16 protein-coding genes and 2 pseudogenes are annotated in these 19,794 nt (G+C 62.7%); 8 read left to right on the plus strand and 10 right to left on the minus strand.

Annotated features, from left to right (window positions below; translation table 11 throughout):
- The first annotated feature begins 307 nt into the window (after positions 1-307).
- From Amn_RS28250 to Amn_RS28270, 5 genes and pseudogenes are all read left to right on the plus strand, one after another.
- Positions 308-1,300 (plus strand): ABC transporter substrate-binding protein, encoded by a 993-nt coding sequence (locus tag Amn_RS28250; RefSeq protein WP_286298925.1) that lies wholly within the window; start codon positions 308-310, stop codon positions 1,298-1,300.
- 64 nt (positions 1,301-1,364) lie between these two features.
- Positions 1,365-2,138 (plus strand): ABC transporter permease, encoded by a 774-nt coding sequence (locus Amn_RS28255; RefSeq protein WP_154387571.1) that lies wholly within the window; start codon positions 1,365-1,367, stop codon positions 2,136-2,138.
- A 71-nt stretch (positions 2,139-2,209) separates the two neighbouring features.
- The gene (locus Amn_RS28260; RefSeq protein WP_067967511.1) at positions 2,210-3,010 is read left to right on the plus strand and encodes an ABC transporter ATP-binding protein; all 801 of its coding nucleotides are present in this window, start codon (positions 2,210-2,212) and stop codon (positions 3,008-3,010) included.
- Between the two features lie 201 nt (positions 3,011-3,211).
- Positions 3,212-3,991, plus strand: a pseudogene (locus tag Amn_RS28265) (Rossmann-fold NAD(P)-binding domain-containing protein); the annotation flags it as partial.
- Between the two features lies 1 nt (position 3,992).
- Positions 3,993-4,568 (plus strand): annotated as a pseudogene (locus Amn_RS28270) (NAD(P)(+) transhydrogenase (Re/Si-specific) subunit beta); the annotation flags it as partial.
- Positions 4,569-4,663: 95 nt separating this feature from the next.
- Here Amn_RS28270 and Amn_RS28275 read toward each other — a convergent pair.
- The 8 genes from Amn_RS28275 to Amn_RS28310 form a co-directional block, all read right to left on the minus strand.
- On the minus strand, positions 4,664-5,902 hold the full coding sequence (locus Amn_RS28275) for a phenylacetate--CoA ligase family protein (RefSeq protein ID WP_286298926.1): 1,239 nt from the start codon (positions 5,900-5,902) through the stop codon (positions 4,664-4,666).
- Between the two features lie 67 nt (positions 5,903-5,969).
- Positions 5,970-6,806: an ABC transporter ATP-binding protein gene (locus tag Amn_RS28280; RefSeq protein ID WP_182574300.1), complete on the minus strand. Its 837-nt coding sequence runs from the start codon at positions 6,804-6,806 to the stop codon at positions 5,970-5,972.
- Between the two features lie 62 nt (positions 6,807-6,868).
- Positions 6,869-8,197, minus strand: coding sequence for an ABC transporter substrate-binding protein (locus Amn_RS28285; protein WP_286298927.1), 1,329 nt, complete (start codon positions 8,195-8,197; stop codon positions 6,869-6,871).
- A 47-nt stretch (positions 8,198-8,244) separates the two neighbouring features.
- Positions 8,245-9,321 (minus strand): branched-chain amino acid ABC transporter permease, encoded by a 1,077-nt coding sequence (locus tag Amn_RS28290; protein ID WP_067967530.1) that lies wholly within the window; start codon positions 9,319-9,321, stop codon positions 8,245-8,247.
- Between the two features lie 4 nt (positions 9,322-9,325).
- Entirely contained in the window at positions 9,326-10,300 is a 975-nt protein-coding gene (locus tag Amn_RS28295; RefSeq protein ID WP_067967535.1) for a branched-chain amino acid ABC transporter permease, read from the minus strand.
- Positions 10,301-10,408: 108 nt separating this feature from the next.
- Positions 10,409-11,188, minus strand: a complete 780-nt coding sequence (locus tag Amn_RS28300; protein WP_192320476.1) for an ABC transporter ATP-binding protein — start codon at positions 11,186-11,188, stop codon at positions 10,409-10,411.
- Positions 11,185-13,071 (minus strand): AMP-binding protein, encoded by a 1,887-nt coding sequence (locus Amn_RS28305; protein ID WP_246340743.1) that lies wholly within the window; start codon positions 13,069-13,071, stop codon positions 11,185-11,187. The genes Amn_RS28300 and Amn_RS28305 overlap by 4 nt, the downstream gene beginning before the upstream one ends.
- A gap of 307 nt (positions 13,072-13,378) precedes the next feature.
- Positions 13,379-14,053 (minus strand): Crp/Fnr family transcriptional regulator, encoded by a 675-nt coding sequence (locus Amn_RS28310; RefSeq protein ID WP_246765458.1) that lies wholly within the window; start codon positions 14,051-14,053, stop codon positions 13,379-13,381.
- A 508-nt stretch (positions 14,054-14,561) separates the two neighbouring features.
- On the opposite strand from Amn_RS28310, the gene Amn_RS28315 reads away from it, so the two are divergent.
- The 3 genes from Amn_RS28315 (at position 14,562) to Amn_RS28325 (ending at position 17,526) form a co-directional block, all read left to right on the plus strand.
- Positions 14,562-15,245: an antitoxin Xre/MbcA/ParS-like domain-containing protein gene (locus tag Amn_RS28315; RefSeq protein ID WP_246670704.1), complete on the plus strand. Its 684-nt coding sequence runs from the start codon at positions 14,562-14,564 to the stop codon at positions 15,243-15,245.
- Between the two features lie 314 nt (positions 15,246-15,559).
- The gene (locus Amn_RS28320) at positions 15,560-16,600 is read left to right on the plus strand and encodes a porin (RefSeq protein ID WP_286298928.1); all 1,041 of its coding nucleotides are present in this window, start codon (positions 15,560-15,562) and stop codon (positions 16,598-16,600) included.
- 161 nt (positions 16,601-16,761) lie between these two features.
- On the plus strand, positions 16,762-17,526 hold the full coding sequence (locus Amn_RS28325; RefSeq protein ID WP_067967550.1) for an IclR family transcriptional regulator: 765 nt from the start codon (positions 16,762-16,764) through the stop codon (positions 17,524-17,526).
- A gap of 49 nt (positions 17,527-17,575) precedes the next feature.
- On the opposite strand, the gene Amn_RS28330 is transcribed toward Amn_RS28325, so the two are convergent.
- Both Amn_RS28330 and Amn_RS28335 read right to left on the minus strand, forming a co-directional pair.
- Positions 17,576-18,760 (minus strand): aromatic ring-hydroxylating dioxygenase subunit alpha, encoded by a 1,185-nt coding sequence (locus Amn_RS28330; protein ID WP_286298929.1) that lies wholly within the window; start codon positions 18,758-18,760, stop codon positions 17,576-17,578.
- A gap of 7 nt (positions 18,761-18,767) precedes the next feature.
- Complete coding sequence (locus tag Amn_RS28335; RefSeq protein WP_154384270.1) at positions 18,768-19,733, minus strand: PDR/VanB family oxidoreductase; 966 nt, start codon at positions 19,731-19,733, stop codon at positions 18,768-18,770.
- Positions 19,734-19,794 lie beyond the last annotated feature (61 nt).

Here is a 19,794-nt window from a genome sequence, read left to right on the forward strand (position 1 = left end):
GTTCATTGGTCTGTGATCGCGCTCGCCCGGCAACGGGCGGGGTTGCGTCGTCTCGACGCGTGGTGAATCCGCCAGCAATTTCCGATGCTTGCCGCTAAGGCAGTAGGTTCACGCCGAGACATTGATCGAACACGCGAATTCGCGCGCCGCTTCACCCGATTCATCGCTTGACAATCATGAAATGTGATCACACTATGAGATCAAGAATGAGGATTGAGAGCGAAAGCTGTCGCGCCTCGTTCCGGGGAGAGAGGCAGGCCTTCGGGCCATAGGGGCGCCCGCAAGGTGCTCGTTAGGGAGGAGAGAAATGTTGTACGCCACAGGTCTCATTCGCGGCACGGCGCTCATCGCCACGGCTGCTGTCGCCACCGTTCTTGCCAGCCACAGCGCCATGGCAGAAGACGTCAACGTCCGCTTCAGCTGGAAGCTGAAGGGCGAATATGGCTTCTTCTATCTCGGCGAGCAGAAGGGCCTCTACAAGGATGCCGGGGTGACGCTGAAGCTCGGCGAAGGCGCCGGCTCGCAGGCCGCACTCGGTTCGCTGATCCAGGGCCAGGAAGACGCCGTTATCCTGCCCGGCATCTTCGCCATCTCGGCGATCCAGAAGGGCATGCCGGTCAAAATCATCGCGCTCTACCAGCCTGAATCGCCGATCGCGCTGATCTCGCATCCCGACAAGGCGGTGACGACCCCGAAGGATCTCGAAGGCAAGACCATTGCCCACGCCGTCGGCGAGACCGGCACTTCCTATCTCGGCGCCTTCTGCGAGATCAACAAGATCGACTGCAGCAAGGTCTCGAAGGTCCAGATGGACTCGCAGTCGCGCGTGCCGCAGTTCCTGCAGAAGCAGGTCGACGTCGTCAGCGTGTACAAGACCAACGACCTGCCGGTGCTCGAGGACAAGACCGGAACCAAGTTTCCGACCCTCGATCTGACCGAGTTCGGCCTGGCCGTACCGGGCATGGCGGTTGTCGCCAGCGATGACGGCATCGCCAAGAAGGGCCCGGCGCTCAGGAGCTTCCTCGCTGCCAACGCCAAGGCGATCGAGATGACGAAGGCCGATCCGGCCGCCGCCACCGCCGCGCTCAAGGCCGGCTGGCAGGCGGGTCCGTCCGACAAGGTGGTGCAGCAGCAGATCGAAGCGACCTCGGCATCGATCCATTCGCCTGCCGGCACGCCGATCGGCCACATCGACGAGAAGGCGATTGCCGACGCCATCAAGCTGATCGGCAGCGTCGAGGAAATCGGCGACGCCAAGCCGATGTCGTCCTTTTATACCAATGAACTTCTGACGCAGTGAGGCTACGGTGGCGAGCACGGATGTAATAGGCGCCGCGCAGGCGCAGAAGAAGCAAGGCAAGGGCATGAGCAGGAAAAAATCACGTGGGCCATGGCTGGAGCGCTATTCGGCGCTGATCCTGGCGGTTGTGCTGCTTGGCGCCTGGCAGGTGCTGGTCCCGCTTTCCGGGCTTTCGGAGTTCGTTCTGCCGACGCCGCTGGCAATCGCCACACGGATCGGCAACGAGATCCCTCTGCTCGCCACCCACGCCTATGTCACGCTGTTCGAAGTCGTCGCAGGCTTTGCCATGGGCGTCATGATCGGCATCCCGCTGGCGCTGGCGATCTTTTATTCCAGGGCCTTCGAGCGTGCGATCTACCCGATCTTGGTCGCATTGCAGACGGTGCCCAAGGTGGCGCTGGCGCCGCTGCTTGTGCTTTATCTCGGCTATGGCTGGGCACCCAAGATCACGCTGGCCTTCCTGATCTCGTTCTTCCCGATCGTCATCTCGACGGTCGTCGGCCTGCAGTCGCTCGACAAGAACCTGGTCAACCTGGTCCGCTCGATGGGCGCCAGCGAATGGCAGACCTTCTTCAAGGTCCGTCTGCCGGCAGCTCTGCCCAACATCTTCGGCGGCTTCAAGGTTGCGGTGTCGCTGGCGGTCATCGGTGCAGTCATCGGCGAATATGTCGCTGCCGAACGTGGCCTCGGCTATCTGCAGCTGCAAGCCAACTCGCTGTTCGACACGACGCTCAACTTCGCCACAGTGGTGACGATCTCCGGCCTCGGCGTGATGCTCTACTTCATCATCGACACGATCGAAGCCCGCGTCACCTACAAGCGCGACGCTGCCAAATAGCCAGGCCGCAAGTAATCAGTTCGGCCGCCTGTGCGGCCGAACAACGACAACAGCTTCAGTGAGGCAATCCCATGAGTGCCACTACCCAGATGGGCGCGGCGGTCGACATTTCGCGGCTTTCCAAAATCTACAAGACACGCGAGGACGATGACGTCCTTGCGCTCGACAAGATCGATCTCAAGATCGAACCCGGCAGCTTCGTTGCCGTCGTCGGTCCCAGCGGTTGTGGCAAGAGCACGCTGCTGTCGCTTCTCGCCGGCCTGACGCCTGCCTCGACGGGCAGCATCGCCATTGACGGCGACGGCGTCAGCCGGCCGCATCCGAAGACCGGCGTGGTCTTCCAGTCGGATCTGCTGCTCTACTGGCGCACGGTGCTCGACAACATCCTGTTGCCGATCGAGATCAAGAAGCTCGACGTCGCCAAGTACCGCGCGCGCGCCGAGGAACTGCTGGCCCAGGTCGGCCTGGCCGGCTTCGGCAACAAGTACCCTTCGGAACTTTCCGGCGGCATGCGCCAGCGCGTGGCGATCTGCCGGGCGCTGATCCAGGAGCCGGGTCTGCTTCTGATGGACGAGCCCTTCGGCGCGCTCGACGCACTGACCCGTGAACAGATGATCATGGACCTGCAGTCGATGTGGCTGCGCCTGCGCAATACGGTGCTGTTCATCACTCACGGCATCGACGAGGCCGTGTTCCTCGCCGACCGCGTCCTGGTGATGTCGCCCCGCCCGGGCCGCGTCGACCTCGACCTCAAGATCGACCTGCCCAGGCCGCGCCAGTGGAGCAAGACTCACGAGGACAAGGACTACCACGCCTATGTCCGGCAGATCCGGGCGATCTTCGAGGCCAAGGGCATTCTCGTCGCCCACTAGACCAGCAGTCCGAAAATCGGAAGTGATTTTCGGATAGGATCAGCACGGCGCCTAAGCTCTGCAGCATCCTTGGCGCCTCCTTATGGACGCGCGGCTCTCTAGTCGGTTCGGCCGATCCGCAAAATCGGCATATACGGCAGTAACGGCATCAACGCCGCCGGGAGGCTTCCCGGCGGGCGAACATTTGCGCGGAGACCTCGGATGTCCGGGACGATATTCATACCCAGAGAGTTGGATGCGATTGAGAGCCGTGTGGGTGCTTCACCGGATACGGTGAAACGCCTTGTGGGTCTTGGCTTCGAGGTTGTTGTCGAGACGGGTGCAGGCACCTTGTCGCGCATTCCCGATGCCGATTATGCGGCGGTGGGGGCTGTCATCGGCAAGGCCGGCGATGCCGCCAAGGCCGATGTGGTGCTCAAGGTGCGCCGTCCCTCGGAGGCCGAGGTCAAGGGCTACAAGCCGGGTGCTGCCGTGCTTGCCACCATGGATCCTTATGGCAACGAGGCCGGTGTGGCGGCGATGGCCAAGGCGGGGGTGACGGCGTTTGCCATGGAGTTCATGCCGCGCATCACCCGAGCCCAGGTGATGGACGTGTTGTCGTCGCAGGCAAATCTCGCCGGCTATCAGGCGGTCATCGACGGTGCTGCCGAATATGATCGGGCGCTGCCGATGATGATGACGGCAGCCGGCACGGTTCCTGCTGCCAAGGTGTTCATCATGGGCGTCGGCGTCGCCGGCCTGCAGGCGATCGCCACCGCACGCCGCATGGGCGCGATCGTGACGGCCACCGACGTGCGTCCGGCTGTCAAGGAGCAGGTCGCCTCGCTCGGCGCCAAGTTCCTCGCCGTCGAGGACGAGGAGTTCAAGGCAGCGGAGACCGCCGGCGGCTACGCCAAGGAGATGTCCAAGGAGTACCAGGCCAAGCAGGCGGCGCTGACCGCCGAGCACATCGCCAAGCAGGACATCGTGATTACCACGGCGGGGCTGCGGCGGCGAGACGGCGGCAGCTGTCGACGACGGCATCCAGCGCACGGTCAAGACAGGTGCCGCCGACGACGCGGCCTATCTGATGATGAACGCCCAGAAGGTCATCATCGTGCCGGGCTACGGCATGGCTGTGGCCCAGGCCCAGCATGCGCTGCGCGAGATGGCCGACAAGCTCAAGGCCAATGGCGTGGAAGTCAAATACGCCATCCACCCGGTCGCCGGCCGCATGCCCGGTCACATGAACGTGCTGCTCGCCGAGGCCAACGTGCCTTATGACGAGGTCTTCGAGCTCGAAGACATCAACTCGGAGTTCTCGCAGGCCGACGTCGCTTATGTCATCGGCGCCAACGACGTCACCAACCCGTCGGCACGTGACGACAAGAGCTCGCCGATCTATGGCATGCCGATCCTCGACGTCGACAAGGCCCGCACCTGCCTGTTCGTCAAGCGCAGCCTCGGCTCCGGCTATGCCGGCATCGACAACACGCTGTTCTACAAGGACGGCACCATGATGCTGCTCGGCGACGCCAAGAAGATGACCGAAGAAATCGTCAAGGCCATGGATCACTGAGACAACACATCAGCCCACACCCCGACAAACAAAAGCCCGGCATCGCCCGGGCTTCTTTCTACAGACGGTGCTTGCTGGCGAGCTTCTGCCTTGGATTATTCGATCGGCCGCTCGTCGGCGATGACCTTGCCGTCATTGGGCAAGGTGCCGGGGGCGACGATTTCGACGCCGCCGCGCATCTTGGTCGCTGCCTGCAAAGCCGCCTCGAGTTCTGCTTGCAGCCCGCCGTTGGCTGAACCGGCTTCGGCCTTCAGCAGCATGACGTCCTGTTCGGCCTGGCGACTGACGACGAGGCGAAGCCGGCCAAGGGCGGGGAATTTTCTTCCTATGGCGGCGATCTGGGCCGGGTCGACGAACATGCCCTTGATCTTGGTGCGCTGGTCGGCGCGACCCATCCAGCCGGCGAGCCGCATGTTGGTGCGGCCGCAGGCGCTCGGGCCGGGCAGGACACGCGACAGGTCGCCTGTGCCGAAACGCAGCAGCGGGTATTCCGGGCTGAGCCGTGTCACGACGACTTCGCCGACTTCGCCATCTGGGACAGTCTCGTTGGTGCCCGGGCGCACGATCTCGACGATCAGGCCTTCGTTGACGACAAGGCCCGAGCGCGCCGCCGTTTCATAGGCGGCGACGCCGAGTTCGGCGGTGGCGTAGGCCTGGTAGGCGTCGATGCCGGCGTTGACGATCTCCTGCTGCAGCGTGGCCGGAAACGCTGCGCCCGAAACCAGCGCGTGCCGGAACGGGCTGGCAGCTCCTGATGCCGCCATGCGGTCGAGCAGGATCTTGAGAAAATCCGGCGTGCCGATGTAGCCGGTGGGCTTCAGCACTGTGATCGCCTCGACCTGTTGTTCGGTGTTGCCGACACCAGCGGGGATCACTGCGCAGCCGAGCGCGTGTGCGCCGGCTTCCATCATGTGTCCGCCTGGGGTCAGGTGGTAGCTGAAGGCGTTGTGGACGACGTCTTCTCCACGCATGCCCGAGGCGTACAGGGCGCGGGCTGAGCCCCACCAGTCGTCGCTGCGTCCCTCCGGATCGAAGATCGGTCCGGGGGAAACGAGCAGGCGCTTGAGTGCGCCGGGCCTGGTGGGCGTGAGGCCGGCGAAAGGCGGGTTCTCGGTCTGCAAGGCAAGCAGCTCGCTTTTGCGGATGACCGGCACTTGCTGCAGGGCAGTGCGGTCGATGAGGCTATCAGGCGCAATCCCCTCGAGCTGCCGGCGCAGGGCCGGCGTCGCGGACAGCGCGGCGTCGATAAGCGAACGCAGCTGGGCAAAAAGTGCCGCCTCGCGGGCCGCTGGATCCTGGGTTTCCCCGGCATCGTAATATGCGTTCGTCACCATGGTTCACCTGGAGTTTGGACAAGGGGCAGGGCGCTGCCGTGGCTAGTCCCGCGCTGCCCGGAACAGATTATGCCAGCCAGCGCTTGCGCCGCTTGTAGCTCTTGACCTCGCGGAACGACTTGCGGCCCTCGCCGCCAATGCCGAGATAGAATTCCTTGACGTCCTCATTGTCGCGCAGGGAGGCGGCGTCGCCATCCATGACGATGCGCCCGGTCTCCATGATGTAGCCATAGGTGGCGTATTTCAGCGCCATGTTGGTGTTCTGCTCGGCCACCAGGAACGACACGCCCTGCTTGCTGTTCAGATCCTTGACGATCTCGAAGATCTCGTCGACCACCTGAGGCGCCAGCCCCATCGACGGCTCGTCGAGCAGGATCATCTTGGGTCGGCTCATCATCGCGCGGCCGATGGCGCACATCTGCTGCTCGCCGCCCGAGGTGTAGCCGGCCATCGATGAGCGGCGCTGCTTCAGCCTGGGGAAATAGTCGTAGATCATGTCGAGATCGTCGCGGATGGCACGGTTGCCGTCGCGACGCGTGAAGGCGCCGGTGAGCAGGTTTTCCTCGATCGACAGATGGCCGAAGCAGTGGCGTCCCTCCATCACCTGAATGCAGCCGCGCCGCACCAGTTCGTTTGGGCTTAGTCGGTCGACGCGGTCGCCGTCGAACTCGATCGAGCCCTTGGTGACTTCGCCGCGCTCGGCCCTGAGCAGGTTGGAGATCGCCTTGAGCGTCGTCGTCTTGCCGGCGCCGTTGGCCCCCAGGATGGCGACGATGCCGCCTTGCGGCACATCAAGCGACACGCCCTTGAGGACGAGGATGACGTGATCGTAGATCACCTCGATATTGTTGACCGACAGCATCGGCCGGGCCGGCTCGACCGCTTTGGAAGCATGTTCAGACATCAGCAAGCTCCGGGTCATCGTCCCTTCCCCATGTGGGGAAGGGACTGGGTTCAGGGTGAGCCTCAGGAGGCGTCGCAGGCCTCGGAACGGGCCGGCCATGGCGCGTTCTTCTCGGCATAGGCCTTGGCGTCGGCATCGAGCAGCGGACCGACCTTGTCGCTCAGCGGCGCGATGTAGTCGGACACCTTTTCATAGGTCGTGCCGTTCCAGCTCTGGACGAAGGTCGAGAAGTGACCGTTGTGATCGGTGCAGGAGAGCTTGACTGCACCGGTGAAGCCCTCGAGGCCGATTTCCTTGAGCCGGGCGTCGTCGATGTTGAGGCCCTCGAGACCGCGGCGTACGTCCTCGCCGGTGACGACCTTGTTGCCGGTGATTTCCTGGGCTCTGCGGATCGCCTCGGCAATCAGCATCGAATTGTAGATGCCGCGGTTGTAGAGAACCTGGCCGACCTTGTCCTTGCCCGAGACCTGGCTCTTGCCGGCGTCGACGACGTGCTTCTGGATATCGGCAAGCAGCGGGAAGTCTGCGCCCACGGCATGCCAGTTCAGCGTCTTGAAGCCCTTGGCGCCATCGCCGGCGCCCTTGGCGTCATCCTCGCTCGGCCACCAGATCGAGATGAACTTCTCCATCGGGTAGTTGGTCTTGACAGCTTCCTTGACGGCGGTGGCGTTGAGCGCGCCCCAGCCATAGAGGATCATGTAGTCAGGCTTGTCGCGGCGGACGCTCAGCCATTGCGACGACTGGTTCTGCATGTCGGCGGCTGCAACCGGATACAGCTTGGCTTCGAAGCCGAGTTCCTTCGACAGCTGCTCGATCAGCGGCAGCGGCTCGCGGCCGAAGCTGGCGTCGAGATAGATGTAGCCGATCTTCTTGCCCTTGAGCTTCTCTATGCCGCCGCCTTCCTGCGTCGCGATGTACTGCAGGATCTGGGTGAAGCCGTCCCAGTAAGTCGCCGGCGGGTTGAAGATCCAGGGGAAGGTGTCGCCCTTGGCCGAGGCCGACAAGCCGTAGGCCATCGACAGCACGGGAATCTTGTCCACGGCTGCCTTGGGGATCAGCGGCAAGGTGATGCCGGTCGACCACGGATTGACGATGACCGGCTTCTTGGGCTTCACCGATTCATAACATTCGAGGCCCTTCTTGGTGTCGTAGCCGGTCTCGCATTCCTCGACGATCAGCTTGACGCCGCCGATGCCACCGTCGCGCTCGTTGAGTAGCGTCAGGTGGTCGTGCATGCCGTTGGCGATCGGCGTGCCGGAGCCGGCGAACGGGCCGGTGCGGTAGGTGAACAGCGGCACGTAGATCGAGTCCTCGGCCTGCGCGTCGTGGACGGCGGGCAAGGTCAGCACTGCTGTTGCGGAAAGTGCGTATAACCAGTTCTTGAGTGACATGACGTTCTCCTCCCTACTTGTTTGCATTTCCGTCTTGTGGGCAGCCCCTAGTAAGGGAAGGGCCACACACGAAGCTTCTGCTTGGCGATCTGCCAGAGCCGCGCGAGGCCGTGCGGTTCGACGATCAGGAAAAAGATGATGAGGGCACCGACGATCAGATAGGTCAGGTGCTCGACGGTCGCGGCTGCGATCGGCAGGCCGAGCGCCTCGGGAAGCCCGCGGATGACGATCGGCAGGATGTGGATGAGCGCGGCGCCGAAGAAGCTGCCGATCATCGAGCCAAGACCGCCGATGATGACCATGAACAACAGCAGGAACGACAGCTTGATGTCGAAGGCCGACGGCTCGGCGGCGCCGAGCCACAGGAACACCATCAGCGCGCCCGAGACGCCGCAATAGAAGGATGACACGGCGAAGGCCAACAGCTTTGCCGGCAGCAGGCGGATGCCCATCAGTTGGGCGGCGATGTCCATGTCCCGCACTGCCATCCAGGTGCGGCCGATCCGACCGTGAACGATGTTGGAGGCAAGCAGGGTCATGACCACGACGATGACGAGCACGACCAGATAGCGTGTCACCGGCGTGGCCGACGGGCCGGTGATGGCGAGGCCGAACAAGGTGCGCGCCGGCACCTCGATGGCGCCTGACGGATTGTCGTTGTAGAGCCAGCTGATGCGGACGAAGCACCATTGCAGGAAGAACTGTGCGGCGAGCGTCGCGACCGCGAGATAGAAGCCCTTGATACGCAGCGACGGCAGGCCGAACAGCACGCCGATGCCGGCTGCGAAGAAGCCCGAGCAGAGAATCCAGACCAGGATGTTGACGCCCGGAAAGATCGTCGAAAGCTTGTAGGCGGCATAGGCGCCGACGCCCATGAAGGCTGCCGAGCCCAGGGACAACAGGCCGGTGTAGCCGACGAGGATGTTGAGCCCGATCGCGCCGAGCGACAAGATCAGAAACGGCACCATGACCGAGGCGAGCAGGAACTCGTTGCCGAACAAAGGCACGACGACGAAGGCAACGAGCAGGATGGCGGCCAGGCCGAGCCTGTCCTGCAGGATCGGGAACACCGCCTGGTCGGCCGCGTAGCTTTGTTTGAACTGGCCCGTCTCGCGATAGAACATGGTGTCAGATCCGCTCGATTATCTTGTCGCCGAACAGGCCTTGCGGCCGGTACAGCAGGAACAGCAGAGCGATGGCATAGGCGAACCAGCTTTCGATGCCGCCGCCGAGCAAAGGCCCCCAGTAGAACTCGCCGAGTTTCTCGCCGATGCCGATGATCAGGCCGCCGACGATCGCGCCGGGCACCGAGGTCAGTCCGCCCAGCACCAGAACGGGCAGCGCCTTGAGGGCCACGATCTCGAGCGCGAAGGAGACGTCGGAGCGGGCACCCCACATGATGCCTGTCACCAGCGCGACCAGGCCTGCGGCGAACCAGACGATGACCCAGATCTGGTTGAGCGAAATGCCGACCGAAAGTGCTGCCTTGTGACTGTCGGCCACGGCACGCAACGCCCGGCCGATGCGGGTCTTCTGGAAGAACAGGGCGAGCCCGACGATCATCGCTGACGCGATGATCGCGGCGGCGATGTCGATCTTCTGGAAACTGACGAGGCCGCCGAGCATCTCGACGTCGACCGAACCGCTGGGCAGGAACAGTTCGCTTGTTATCATCTGCTTGGGGTCGCCGCCGAACACCATCTCGCCGAGGCCGATCAGCACATAGGTGATGCCGAAGGTCGCCATGAACAGGATGATGTCGGGCTGGTTGACCAACGGCCTGAGCACGACACGTTCGACCAGCATCGCCAGCACGAACATCACCCCTGCGGTCAGGATCAGGGCGACGAAGGCGGCCGCGTGACCCGAGAAACCTGCTGCCGAGAACTTCTCGTAGAAGCCGACGAGAGTGAGCGCCGAAAACACCACCATGATGCCCTGGGCAAAATTGAACACGCCCGAGGCCTTGAAGATGAGCACGAAGCCAAGCGCGATCAGCGCATAGAGCACTCCGGAGACCAGCCCTTCCCAAAGGGTCTGCACCAGCAGGTCGGGCATCTGCACCATCTGGACGAAGGGGTCGATGAAGATGTTGTAGAGCATCTGTTACCCCCCCCCCTCAGCCGAGCCGGCAGATGGCGCGAGCCGGCCGGCATGTCGTGCGTCTCGTGTTCATGCGGAATTTCTCTCTTCCACCAGACTGCTGCATGCTCAGTGCCCCACGCCGAGATAGGCTTCGATGACCTTCGGGTCGGCCTTGACCACCTCGGGCGTGCCGTCGGCGATCTTGTGCCCGTATTCGAGCACCACCACGCGATCGGACAGGTCCATCACCACGCCCATGTCGTGTTCGATGAGAGCGATGGTGGTGCCAAAGTGCTTGTTGAGGTCGAGGATGTAGCGGCACATGTCCTCCTTCTCCTCGATGTTCATGCCGGCCATCGGCTCGTCGAGCAGCAGGAGCTCCGGCTCCATCGCAAGCGCCCGGCCGAGCTCGACGCGCTTCTGCAGGCCGTAGGGCAGCTTGCCGACAGGCGTCTTGCGGATCGACTCGATCTGCAGGAAGTCGATGATGTCTTCGACCACGCGGCGGTGTTCGATCTCCTCGCGCATCGCCGGCCCGTAACGCAGCATCTGCCAGAACAGGCCGCGGTGCATTTTCAGCGTGCGGCCGACCATGATGTTGTCGAGCGTGGTCATGCCCTTGAACAGCGCCACGTTCTGGAACGTGCGGGCGATGCCCTGGCTCGCTGCCTGGTAGGGCCGCATGTGCGGACGGGTCTTTCCCTTATAGGTGATGCGGCCGTGCTGGGGGTGATAGAAGCCGTTGACGACGTTCAGCATCGAGGTCTTGCCGGCGCCGTTGGGGCCGATGATGGCGCGAATCTCGCCCTTGCGGATGTCGAAGGAGACATCGGTGATGGCTTTCACCCCGCCGAACGACAAGGATACGCCATCGACCGCCAGCAGGGTTTCCGATGTCGCGGTCATGCGGCGGCCTCGAGCTTTGCGGTTGGCATCGCCTTGGTGTCGGCGATGCGGACCCGGGCCGAGATCACGCCCTTGCGACCGTCTTCGAAGGTCACTTCGGTCGAGATGTCGGCAGCGCCGGCACCGTTGTAGAGCGCGTCGACCAGCGGCTTGTAGCGTTCGGCGATGAAGCCGCGCCGCACCTTCTGGGTGCGGGTCATCTCGCCGTCGTCGGCGTCGAGTTCCTTGTGCAGGATCAGGAAGCGATGGATCTGGGCGGCAGCCATGCGCGGCTCGGCCGCGAGTGCCCGGTTCACCTCGGCGACATGCTCGATGAACATCGCATAGACCTCGGGCCGCTGTGCCAGTTCCTGGTACGAGCCGTAGGCGATGTTCTTGCGCTCGGCCCAGTTGCCGACCGCCGTGAGGTCGATGTTGAGCATCACGGTGACGAAGTCGCGGTCCTGGCCGAAGGCCACGGCTTCCTTGATGTTGGGGAAGAATTTCAGCTTGTTTTCGATGTATTTCGGCGCAAACAGCGCGCCCGACCTCAGCTTGCCGACATCCTTGGCCCGGTCGATGATGTTGAGGTGGCCGTCGGGGTCGAAGAAGCCGGCGTCGCCCGTCCTCACATAGCCATCTGACGTTACCGTCTCGGCCGTCTTTTCCGCGTCCTTGTAATAGCCGACGAATTGGCCCGGCGAGCGGTAGAGCACCTCCCCGTCGTCGGTGATACGAATGTCGACATTGGGTGTTGCCGGCCCGACAGTGCCCGCACGGATCTGCCCGTCCGGCTGCGCGGTGACATAAAGGAATGCTTCGGTCTGCCCATAGAGCTGCTTCAGGTTGAGGCCGAGCGAGCGATAGAACGAAAACAGATCCGGGCCGATCGCCTCGCCGGCAGTGTAGGCGACCCGGATGCGAGAAAAGCCGAGTACGTTCTTCAGCGGCGCGTAGACCAGCAGGTTGCCAATGGCATAGCCGAGGCGAGCACGAAGCGGGACGTCCTTGCCGTCGAGGATCTGTTCGCCCCAGCGTTTGGCTATGCCGATGAAGTAGTTGAACATCGAGCGCTTCAGCGCGCCGGCATCTTCCATGCGGATGGTGATGCGGGTCAGCAGGGTTTCAAACACCCGTGGCGGCGCGAAATAGAAGCTCGGGCCGATCTCCTGGGTATCCGCCTCGGCGGTCTCGCGACTTTCGGGACAGGCGATGCAGAAGCCGGCGACCAGCGACTGTGCATAGTTGAGATAGTGGTCGCCGACCCATGCCAGCGGCAGGTAGGCAAGCACCTCGTCGCGGTCGGTCAGCTTGTCGAAGGTGACGGTATCGCGCGCCGCCGCAATCGAGCCGCCGGCAGTCAGCAGCACGCCCTTGGAGCGACCTGTCGTGCCCGAGGTGTAGAGGATGATCGAGATGTCGCTGGCCTGGCCATGATCGCGCTCGGCGTCGATTGCGGCGCGCGCAGTGGCGTCGGAAGCCAACAGGGCACGGCCGTTTGCTATGATGGTGTCGATGGCGTGAAGCCGGCTGTGATCATAATCGCGCAGGCCGCGCGGCTCGTCATAAAGCACGGTGCGGAGCTTAGGAACACGATCTTGGACCGAGATCAGCTTGTCGACCTGCTCCTGGTCCTGCACCGCCGCAAATGCGACGTCGGCATGGTCGAGCACATAGGCCATCTCGTCGGCAACTGCGTCGGCGTAGACAGGGACAGGGATGGCGCCCAGCCACTGCGCGGCGAGAATGGTCCAGTACATGGCCGGCCGGTTTTCGCCGATGACCGCGATCGTCGCGCCGCGCTCGAGACCCAGCTGCTGCAAGCCGGTCGCATAGGCGCGGATGGTCTCGGCCAGTTCGCTCCAGCTCCACGTCCGCCAGATGCCAAGATCCTTGTGGCGCATCGCCGGACGGTCTGGCCGCACTTGTGCGTGCTCGCACAACAGCTTGGCAAACGTGTCGTGTCCGCGCGTCTCGCTCCCTTGTGCCAAAGGCACACCTCCCGTTTCGTTCCCTCGTATGCCGCCGGGTATTCCCGGTCGTTGCATCGAGGCTCGCAACCTTGGCAGGCTTTTTCAAGGGCTGGCTTGACAGACACGACGCCAATGTTCAGTCTTGGCTACCGGCCTTGTGTCGTCGAGCCGCTAAAATTCCCCTAAATTATTGATTTTGCTGTGCTGCCGGCACTGGCGGACACCAAGCGCCGCGGTGCTACTCGCCATAGTGGCGCAGCTTGTCGAGATCCAGGATCGTCACGCCGCCACCTTCACTGCGGAGCAATCCTTCCTTTTCCAGCTCCTGCAGGATTCGGTTGGCGACAGGCCGCGACACGCCGGCCAGCAAGCCGATCTCTTCCTGACTGATATCGATGTGTTTGCCGACGAATGGGCTGATCACCGGGTTGAACAGCGAGGCCAGACTGCGCGCTACCTTGCCGGTCGAATCGAGCGTGCGGTCATGCTCCACCTGCGCAATGAACTGCCCAAGCCGCTCATTGATGAGCCGCACCAGCAACCGGTCGAAGGCGACGCTGTTTTCGAACAGCCAGAAGAATGTCGCGCGATTGAGAAGCGCCACCTGCGTGCGGCGCAGTGCAAGGACGTCATACTGGCGAGGCTCGTCCTTGAGCAGAGACCCTTCGCCGAACCAGCAGCTTGGCGGCAGGCCGGCATAGGTCACCGCCTTGCCCGAGGTGGTGATCGAACCCAGCCGCAGCAGGCCGCTGACCACACCTATCCAGTTGTCTATGCGATCGCCGCGATGGATGAAATAGGTGCCCGGCTCAAGGACGCGCAGCATGATGCCGCGTCGTGCACGCTCGCGCTCGTCCTCCGGCAGTTCGCGCGCCCAGAACACCGAGGCCAGAAATTGCTCCGGGCTTATCACGCGCGCTCCCATTCCTCATGACGAGTCGTGCGTACCATGTCTTTGTCACGCTCGCCATGCCGCGTGTGTGGCCGCGTGGTGTGCCGGTCGCTTCCCCACCCAGGCGCGTCGCCCATGCCCGTGGGGAATGTTAGCGGGCGCTCAAAGAATGGCAGGGGCATCGTCCGGATCGACTATGCCAACTGTGCAGAAGTCATTGTAGGCATGATCTGCCAGCAGCATCGATTGGACGACGGAGCCTGGCCGAGCAGCCCCGACCGCGGAGGAGCCTCATGGGTGCGGATCGTGGCGCGGATCGCATCGAGGGGAGGGTATCGATGAACGCTGTCTTGCATATGCGCGGCCGACGACCGGGCCTGGGGCGTACTGCTGCAGGCCTTGTCCGGCGTTGAGCCGGCCTCGTTAGCCGCCCGTCGATCGACGGGGCGAGCTTCGCAAGGATCGGCGGTGCCCCACGATCGGATCTCCAGCTTGATGCTTTATTTTGCATTGGCAAGGATTAATGGAAATGGTCGAAGACATTCATGCGCACGGCATTAGCCTTGTCAACAAGTACACTGAATTCTTCATCAGTGAGCTGAAGAATATATTCGCCGCCGACAGTGAAACCATTGGTTGGCCGGCGCGGCAGCGGAGATTGCTCGATGTCACGGCCCGTCCGGCGGCGCAGCCGCCGAGCAGCATATCGCCCGAACTGCCTGACCTTGCCTCGCAATTCATCCGTGCCCTTGCTGTCGAGGCGTCCCGCCAGTGCCTGGCAAATGAGGGTGGCGATCCTGGCATGTTGGCGCAGCCGTCGGCCCCATCGATGCAGCAAGTCACGCTCCGCGGTGGTGACCTCGACTCCATGACTATCGAGGAGTGGGCGGGTCGCGTCGCTGGCGCCACCTATCTGGAAGAAAATCTCCGCATACCGCGGTCCACTTTGCATCGATGGTTCCGCTGCAACGAGGTCATCGCATTGCGAAAGGGGAGGCAGCGCCACGTATTCCCCCTGGCGCAGTTTGTCGACGGAAGGCCAGCGTCGGGTATTCGCGACGTGCTCGCCCATATCACCCATCCGCGGCAGGCCTGGCACTGGATGATCCATCCTTCGCCGGTGCTCAACGGCCGGACCCCGATCGATTTGCTCAAGCAAGACCTGGTCGGCGACGTCGTTTCGGCTGCAAAAGAACACTCCTTGATGTCATAGGCTCTGTCGAACGTCCTCCTTGAGAGATTTTCTTGCAAGGACTGTGTTAAAAATAACGTTCCATTTGTGCCAAATGTATTCATCGTTTCATTTGTACAGTATTGTTGTTGTTTTTATATCACGTAACTAGATGATTCGTCGATTTTGTGACGCAATGTCAAATTTTGATGTTTATCAATCCTGTCGGATAGAGATATTCAAGCTGGCCGGAAACGAAAATCAAAAAACCGTTTCTGTCTGATCGGTGCCGAAGTTGCTTTCAATATAAGAAGGTACTCTGTGCCATTTGAATTAATTCTACTGGAGGTTGGATAATGAATATCAAGAGCATTCTTCTCGGCTCTGCTGCGGCTCTGCTCGCAGTTTCTGGTGCCCGTGCGGCCGACGCTGTCGTCGTCGCCGAACCGGAGCCGATGGAATATGTCCGCATCTGCGACGTCTACGGCGCGGGCTTCTACTACATCCCCGGCACCGAGACCTGCCTCAAGGTCGGCGGCCTGGTTCGCTACCAGATCGACTGGAAGGACACCGATGACGGCTGGAAGAAGTATTCGGCTGCCCGCCTCAAGCTTGATGCCCGTTCGGAGACCGAATACGGCACCTTCCGTCGCTACATCGAACTGCACTGGCAGAACGACGGCGGCACGCAGGGGCCGTCCGGTTACAGCGATACCACCGACATGTGGATCCGCTATGCCTACTTCGAAGTCGGCGGCCTGATGATCGGTCGCAACGACACGCTGTTCGACGGCGGCATCGACGGTGAGTTCGACAAGGGCGGCGGTGCCTTCATCAACCAGATCCGCTACACCTTCGACGCCGGCAACGGCATCGCCGTGTCAGTCGGCCTGGAAGAAGAAGCCAACAACTTCGACTACATGCCGCTCGTGACCGGCAAGGTCTCGATCGCCCAGGGCTGGGGTTCGGTCAACCTGTACGCAGCTTATGACGATCGCTTCTCCGAGTTCGCGCTGAAGGGCATCGTCAACGTCAAGGCAACCGATGCCCTGACGCTGCAGGCGGTCGCCACCTACGAGTCGGGTGCGACCTGGCTCGGTCTGCTGGCCCCCTATTCGGGTTACAACTGGTCGATAGGCGGCTATGTGAAGTACCAGGTCAACGAAAGCCTGTCGGTCGGTGCCGGCGGCCAGTACTTCGGCGACCGTCACTACGGCGACTTCGTCACCGGCCAGACCGTCGACCTGAACGCCAACGACTGGGCAATCGGTGCTGTCGTCGACTACAAGATTGTCGAGAACCTGAACGCCAAGCTGGCCGTCAACTACAACGATGGCGACAGCTATCCGGTCGACGGCTCGTTCTCAGGCTTCCTGCGCCTCGACGCGTCGTTCTAAGCGTCTATCTGAACTGATCTTGGCAAACCCGGCTTCCAGTCGCCGGGTTTGTCTTTTTCCGCCGACGAACCCAGGGAATTTTCAAGGCGGTTGTCTCGAATTTCGTGAATACTTCTTGCTATGCGTGACATATAACGGGCCATGCGCAGCGGAAGAACAGCATGAGACGGTCGAGCCAGGACAATGACGACGAGCAAGGATCCTCGTCAACAGTAAAAAGCGTCGAGGTCGCGGTCCAGATTCTGGATGCGCTGGCTGATGCTCCTGGTCCGGTGCGCGTGACAGAGCTGGCCCGCTCGCTTGACATGACCAAGGCCAGGGTTTCCAGGCACCTGCAGACGCTGACGCGGCTCGGTCTCGTCGACCACGCCCGCGAGGGCGAGGGCTATGTCTTCGGTCGCAAGCTGTTCAAATTCGGCAGAGCCGCCGTCTACCGCAGCAATGTCGTCGAGATCGCGCGGCCCTATCTCAACGAGCTGTGCGCGCAAACAGGCCATACGGCCTTGCTGACAACGCCGATCAAGGGTGGCGCGATGGTTGTGCACGCGGTGCCCAATCCTTTCGAGCCTGGCATCATGGTGCAGCCGGGTATGGTGCTGAGCTTGCCGGGATCGCCGGCAGCCCGGCTGTTCTATTATTTCGAAAACAAGAAGCCGGTGCCGCCGCGGGTCGTCGAGAACCTGACGGCCTATGGCGTCGACTTCGAGACCGACACGCGCGGCAACGGGCTTGGTGGCATCGCCGCCCCGATCTTCGAGGCCGACGGCCAGGTCTGTGCCGCGCTCGGCGTCATCCTGTCGTCGTCGCTGCTGGTGCCTGAGCCCGATGTCCAACTGCTGGCAACCGTGAGATCGGTCGCAAGCGAAATCCAGAAGCGTTATGCCGACGGAGTCAACCCGGCCCTGATGCCGAAGCAATCCAGCTAAACCAGATCAGCTTTGCCGGCCCGCAGGGCGGTTGCGCCCCGGCGACCAGTTAGATGCCCTTGGCGATCGTTCGCGATCCGGCCTCGAGCTCGACCAGCGCTCTGGTCGGATCGAAGACGACCCCGATCGGATCCTTGCCGTTGGCAACGGCGTCGACCTGCTGACGCAGGACCCGGCGCAGCATGCCGATGCCCTGGTCGGTCGAGGTCAGGTTTTCCTCGGAGTGGAAGGTGATCGGCCCCTGGCCGACTTGCGCCTCGTAGTCTCCCGGCAGCCTCTGATGCTCCTGCTCCGTCAGCTCGTGCCACAGCTTGCCGGCATATTTCGAGCGGATCTTGGCCAGAGTGCCGGCTTCGCTGACGCGGCCGACCGAATAGATGCGGAACGACGTGTCGTCCATCGGCAGCACCCAGCCGAGCAGGCTGCACGGGCCGTCGACGGTTGCGACCGGACTTGCCACCGCGCGCACGGTCGGCAACACCGCCTCGGTGATGCGCTGATGCTCGCCGGCTTCGAGATCGCGCAGCTGCAGGCTGGAGACGCCGCGCGGCGTGTAGTGAAAGGTCACGCGCGGCATCAGGCTCATCTTTGAATTGAACTGGTCGCCGCTGAAGGAGCCGTGCAGGATCGGCACATGGAACGGGTCGAGCACATTTTCATAGTGCTGCAGCCAGTTGCAATCGACGATGACGGGCCCACCGCTGCCGATGCTGCTGTCATCGGTTTCGAGGAATTCGCCGACCTCGAACGTCTCCAGCACATCATAGCTCGGCAGCACGGGCTTGCGGTCGAGCGGGCCCATATAGGCAAAGATCAGGCCGTATTTTTCCTCCAGCGGATAATACGGCTGGCGGATATGTCCGCGGGTCTTCGCACCCATTTCGGGCTCGCAAGGCTGTTCCAGGCAGTTGCCGTCAGCGTCGAACAGCCAGCCGTGATAGCAGCAGCGAATGCCCTGCTCCTCGACCCGGCCATAATAGAGCGATGCGCCGCGATGGGCGCAGCGTGGATGTACGAGGCCGGGCCGGCCGGTGCCGTCGCGAAACAGGATAAGCTCCTCGCCCAGCGCCATGATTTTTCGGGGCGTGGCGGTGGCGTCTCCCGACAGTCCGACCGGGTGCCAATAGCGCCGCAGCAGTTCGCCCATCGGCGTTCCACGCCCGACTTCGGTCAGCTCGGCGAAATATGTCGGCTTGGGCAAGGCGTAGGCCGATCCGTCTTTTGTCATTGTCATTCCTCCCCTAGCGGTCGAGCCGCAACAGTGCTGTCGTGGCGCGTGAGCAGCAGATCATCATCGTGTTGCCGGCCGCACGTTCCGCGTCGCTGAGAACCTTGTCGCGGTGGTCGGGCACACCCTCCAGCACGCGGGTTTCGCATGTGCCGCAGACGCCGTTGCGACAGGACGAGGGCGCATGCACCCCGGCCTGTTCGAGCGCATCGAGGATTGTCTGGTCGGCACCGATCTGGATCGAGAGCCCCGACTTGTTCAGGACGACAATGAAGCCGCCATCATCGGCGGCCGGTACGGTTGGCGTGAAGGATTCGGAATGCACGGTCGAGGGATCGCGCGACGAGGCGGCGTCCAGGAACGCAGCGAGCATCGGCGCGGGACCACAGCAGTAGAGCTGTGCATCCGGCGTTGCCTGAGCGACGATGCGCGCGATATCGAGAAGACCATCCTTTTCGCTGTCGACGTGAAGCTGGATGTTGTCGCTGAGCGCCGAGAGCTCGTCGAGAAGTGCGCATTCGGCTCGCGAACGCACAGCATAATGTAGCGTCCAGTCAGCCCCTGCCTCGTGCAGCTGTCGCGCCATGGCCAGCAGGGGCGTGATGCCGATGCCACCTGCAATCAGGATCGACGTGGCTCTGGAGTCCGCAAGCGCGAAGGTCGAACGGGGCTGCGAAATCCTGATCCGATCGCCGGGCCGCGCATTTGTATGCAGCCAGCGCGAACCGCCGCGTGTTGCCCGGTCGAGTGCGACGGCGATGCGGTAGTCTGAAGCATGGGGCGCACCGATCAGAGAGTATTGCCGCACCAGACCATCGGGAAGATGGACGTCGATATGGGCGCCCGCGTCGAAGGAAGGCAGGGGCGCGCCGTTGGTAGGCCTGAGATCGTATGAGAGGACCGTCGGCGTTTCGTAGGAAATCCGACGGACGATCACCTCGATTGTCGCGTCGGCAGTCTGCTGGTGACCGTCGTTCATTTTTGCGGCCATCCCAAGCCGTTCGAGGAGGCCCGGCCGCGCGTCCGCGGGATGCCGGGCC

Origin of the sequence: Aminobacter sp. Y103A (genome assembly GCF_030294925.1) — a bacterium.
GTDB classification, from domain to species: domain Bacteria; phylum Pseudomonadota; class Alphaproteobacteria; order Rhizobiales; family Rhizobiaceae; genus Aminobacter; species Aminobacter ciceronei.

Excerpts from the sequence above, each read along its gene's own strand:
- Amn_RS28250 (WP_286298925.1), top strand. The coding sequence starts at position 308 with ATGTTGTACGCCACAGGTCTCATTCGCGGCACGGCGCTCATCGCCACG.
- Amn_RS28255 (WP_154387571.1), top strand. The coding sequence starts at position 1,365 with ATGAGCAGGAAAAAATCACGTGGGCCATGGCTGGAGCGCTATTCGGCG.
- Amn_RS28260 (WP_067967511.1), top strand. The coding sequence starts at position 2,210 with ATGAGTGCCACTACCCAGATGGGCGCGGCGGTCGACATTTCGCGGCTT.
- Amn_RS28275 (WP_286298926.1), bottom strand. The coding sequence starts at position 5,902 with ATGGTGACGAACGCATATTACGATGCCGGGGAAACCCAGGATCCAGCG.
- Amn_RS28280 (WP_182574300.1), bottom strand. The coding sequence starts at position 6,806 with ATGTCTGAACATGCTTCCAAAGCGGTCGAGCCGGCCCGGCCGATGCTG.
- Amn_RS28285 (WP_286298927.1), bottom strand. The coding sequence starts at position 8,197 with ATGTCACTCAAGAACTGGTTATACGCACTTTCCGCAACAGCAGTGCTG.
- Amn_RS28290 (WP_067967530.1), bottom strand. The coding sequence starts at position 9,321 with ATGTTCTATCGCGAGACGGGCCAGTTCAAACAAAGCTACGCGGCCGAC.
- Amn_RS28295 (WP_067967535.1), bottom strand. The coding sequence starts at position 10,300 with ATGCTCTACAACATCTTCATCGACCCCTTCGTCCAGATGGTGCAGATG.
- Amn_RS28300 (WP_192320476.1), bottom strand. The coding sequence starts at position 11,188 with ATGACCGCGACATCGGAAACCCTGCTGGCGGTCGATGGCGTATCCTTG.
- Amn_RS28305 (WP_246340743.1), bottom strand. The coding sequence starts at position 13,071 with ATGCGCCACAAGGATCTTGGCATCTGGCGGACGTGGAGCTGGAGCGAA.
- Amn_RS28315 (WP_246670704.1), top strand. The coding sequence starts at position 14,562 with ATGGTCGAAGACATTCATGCGCACGGCATTAGCCTTGTCAACAAGTAC.
- Amn_RS28320 (WP_286298928.1), top strand. The coding sequence starts at position 15,560 with ATGAATATCAAGAGCATTCTTCTCGGCTCTGCTGCGGCTCTGCTCGCA.
- Amn_RS28325 (WP_067967550.1), top strand. The coding sequence starts at position 16,762 with ATGAGACGGTCGAGCCAGGACAATGACGACGAGCAAGGATCCTCGTCA.
- Amn_RS28330 (WP_286298929.1), bottom strand. The coding sequence starts at position 18,760 with ATGACAATGACAAAAGACGGATCGGCCTACGCCTTGCCCAAGCCGACA.
- Amn_RS28335 (WP_154384270.1), bottom strand. The coding sequence starts at position 19,733 with ATGAACGACGGTCACCAGCAGACTGCCGACGCGACAATCGAGGTGATC.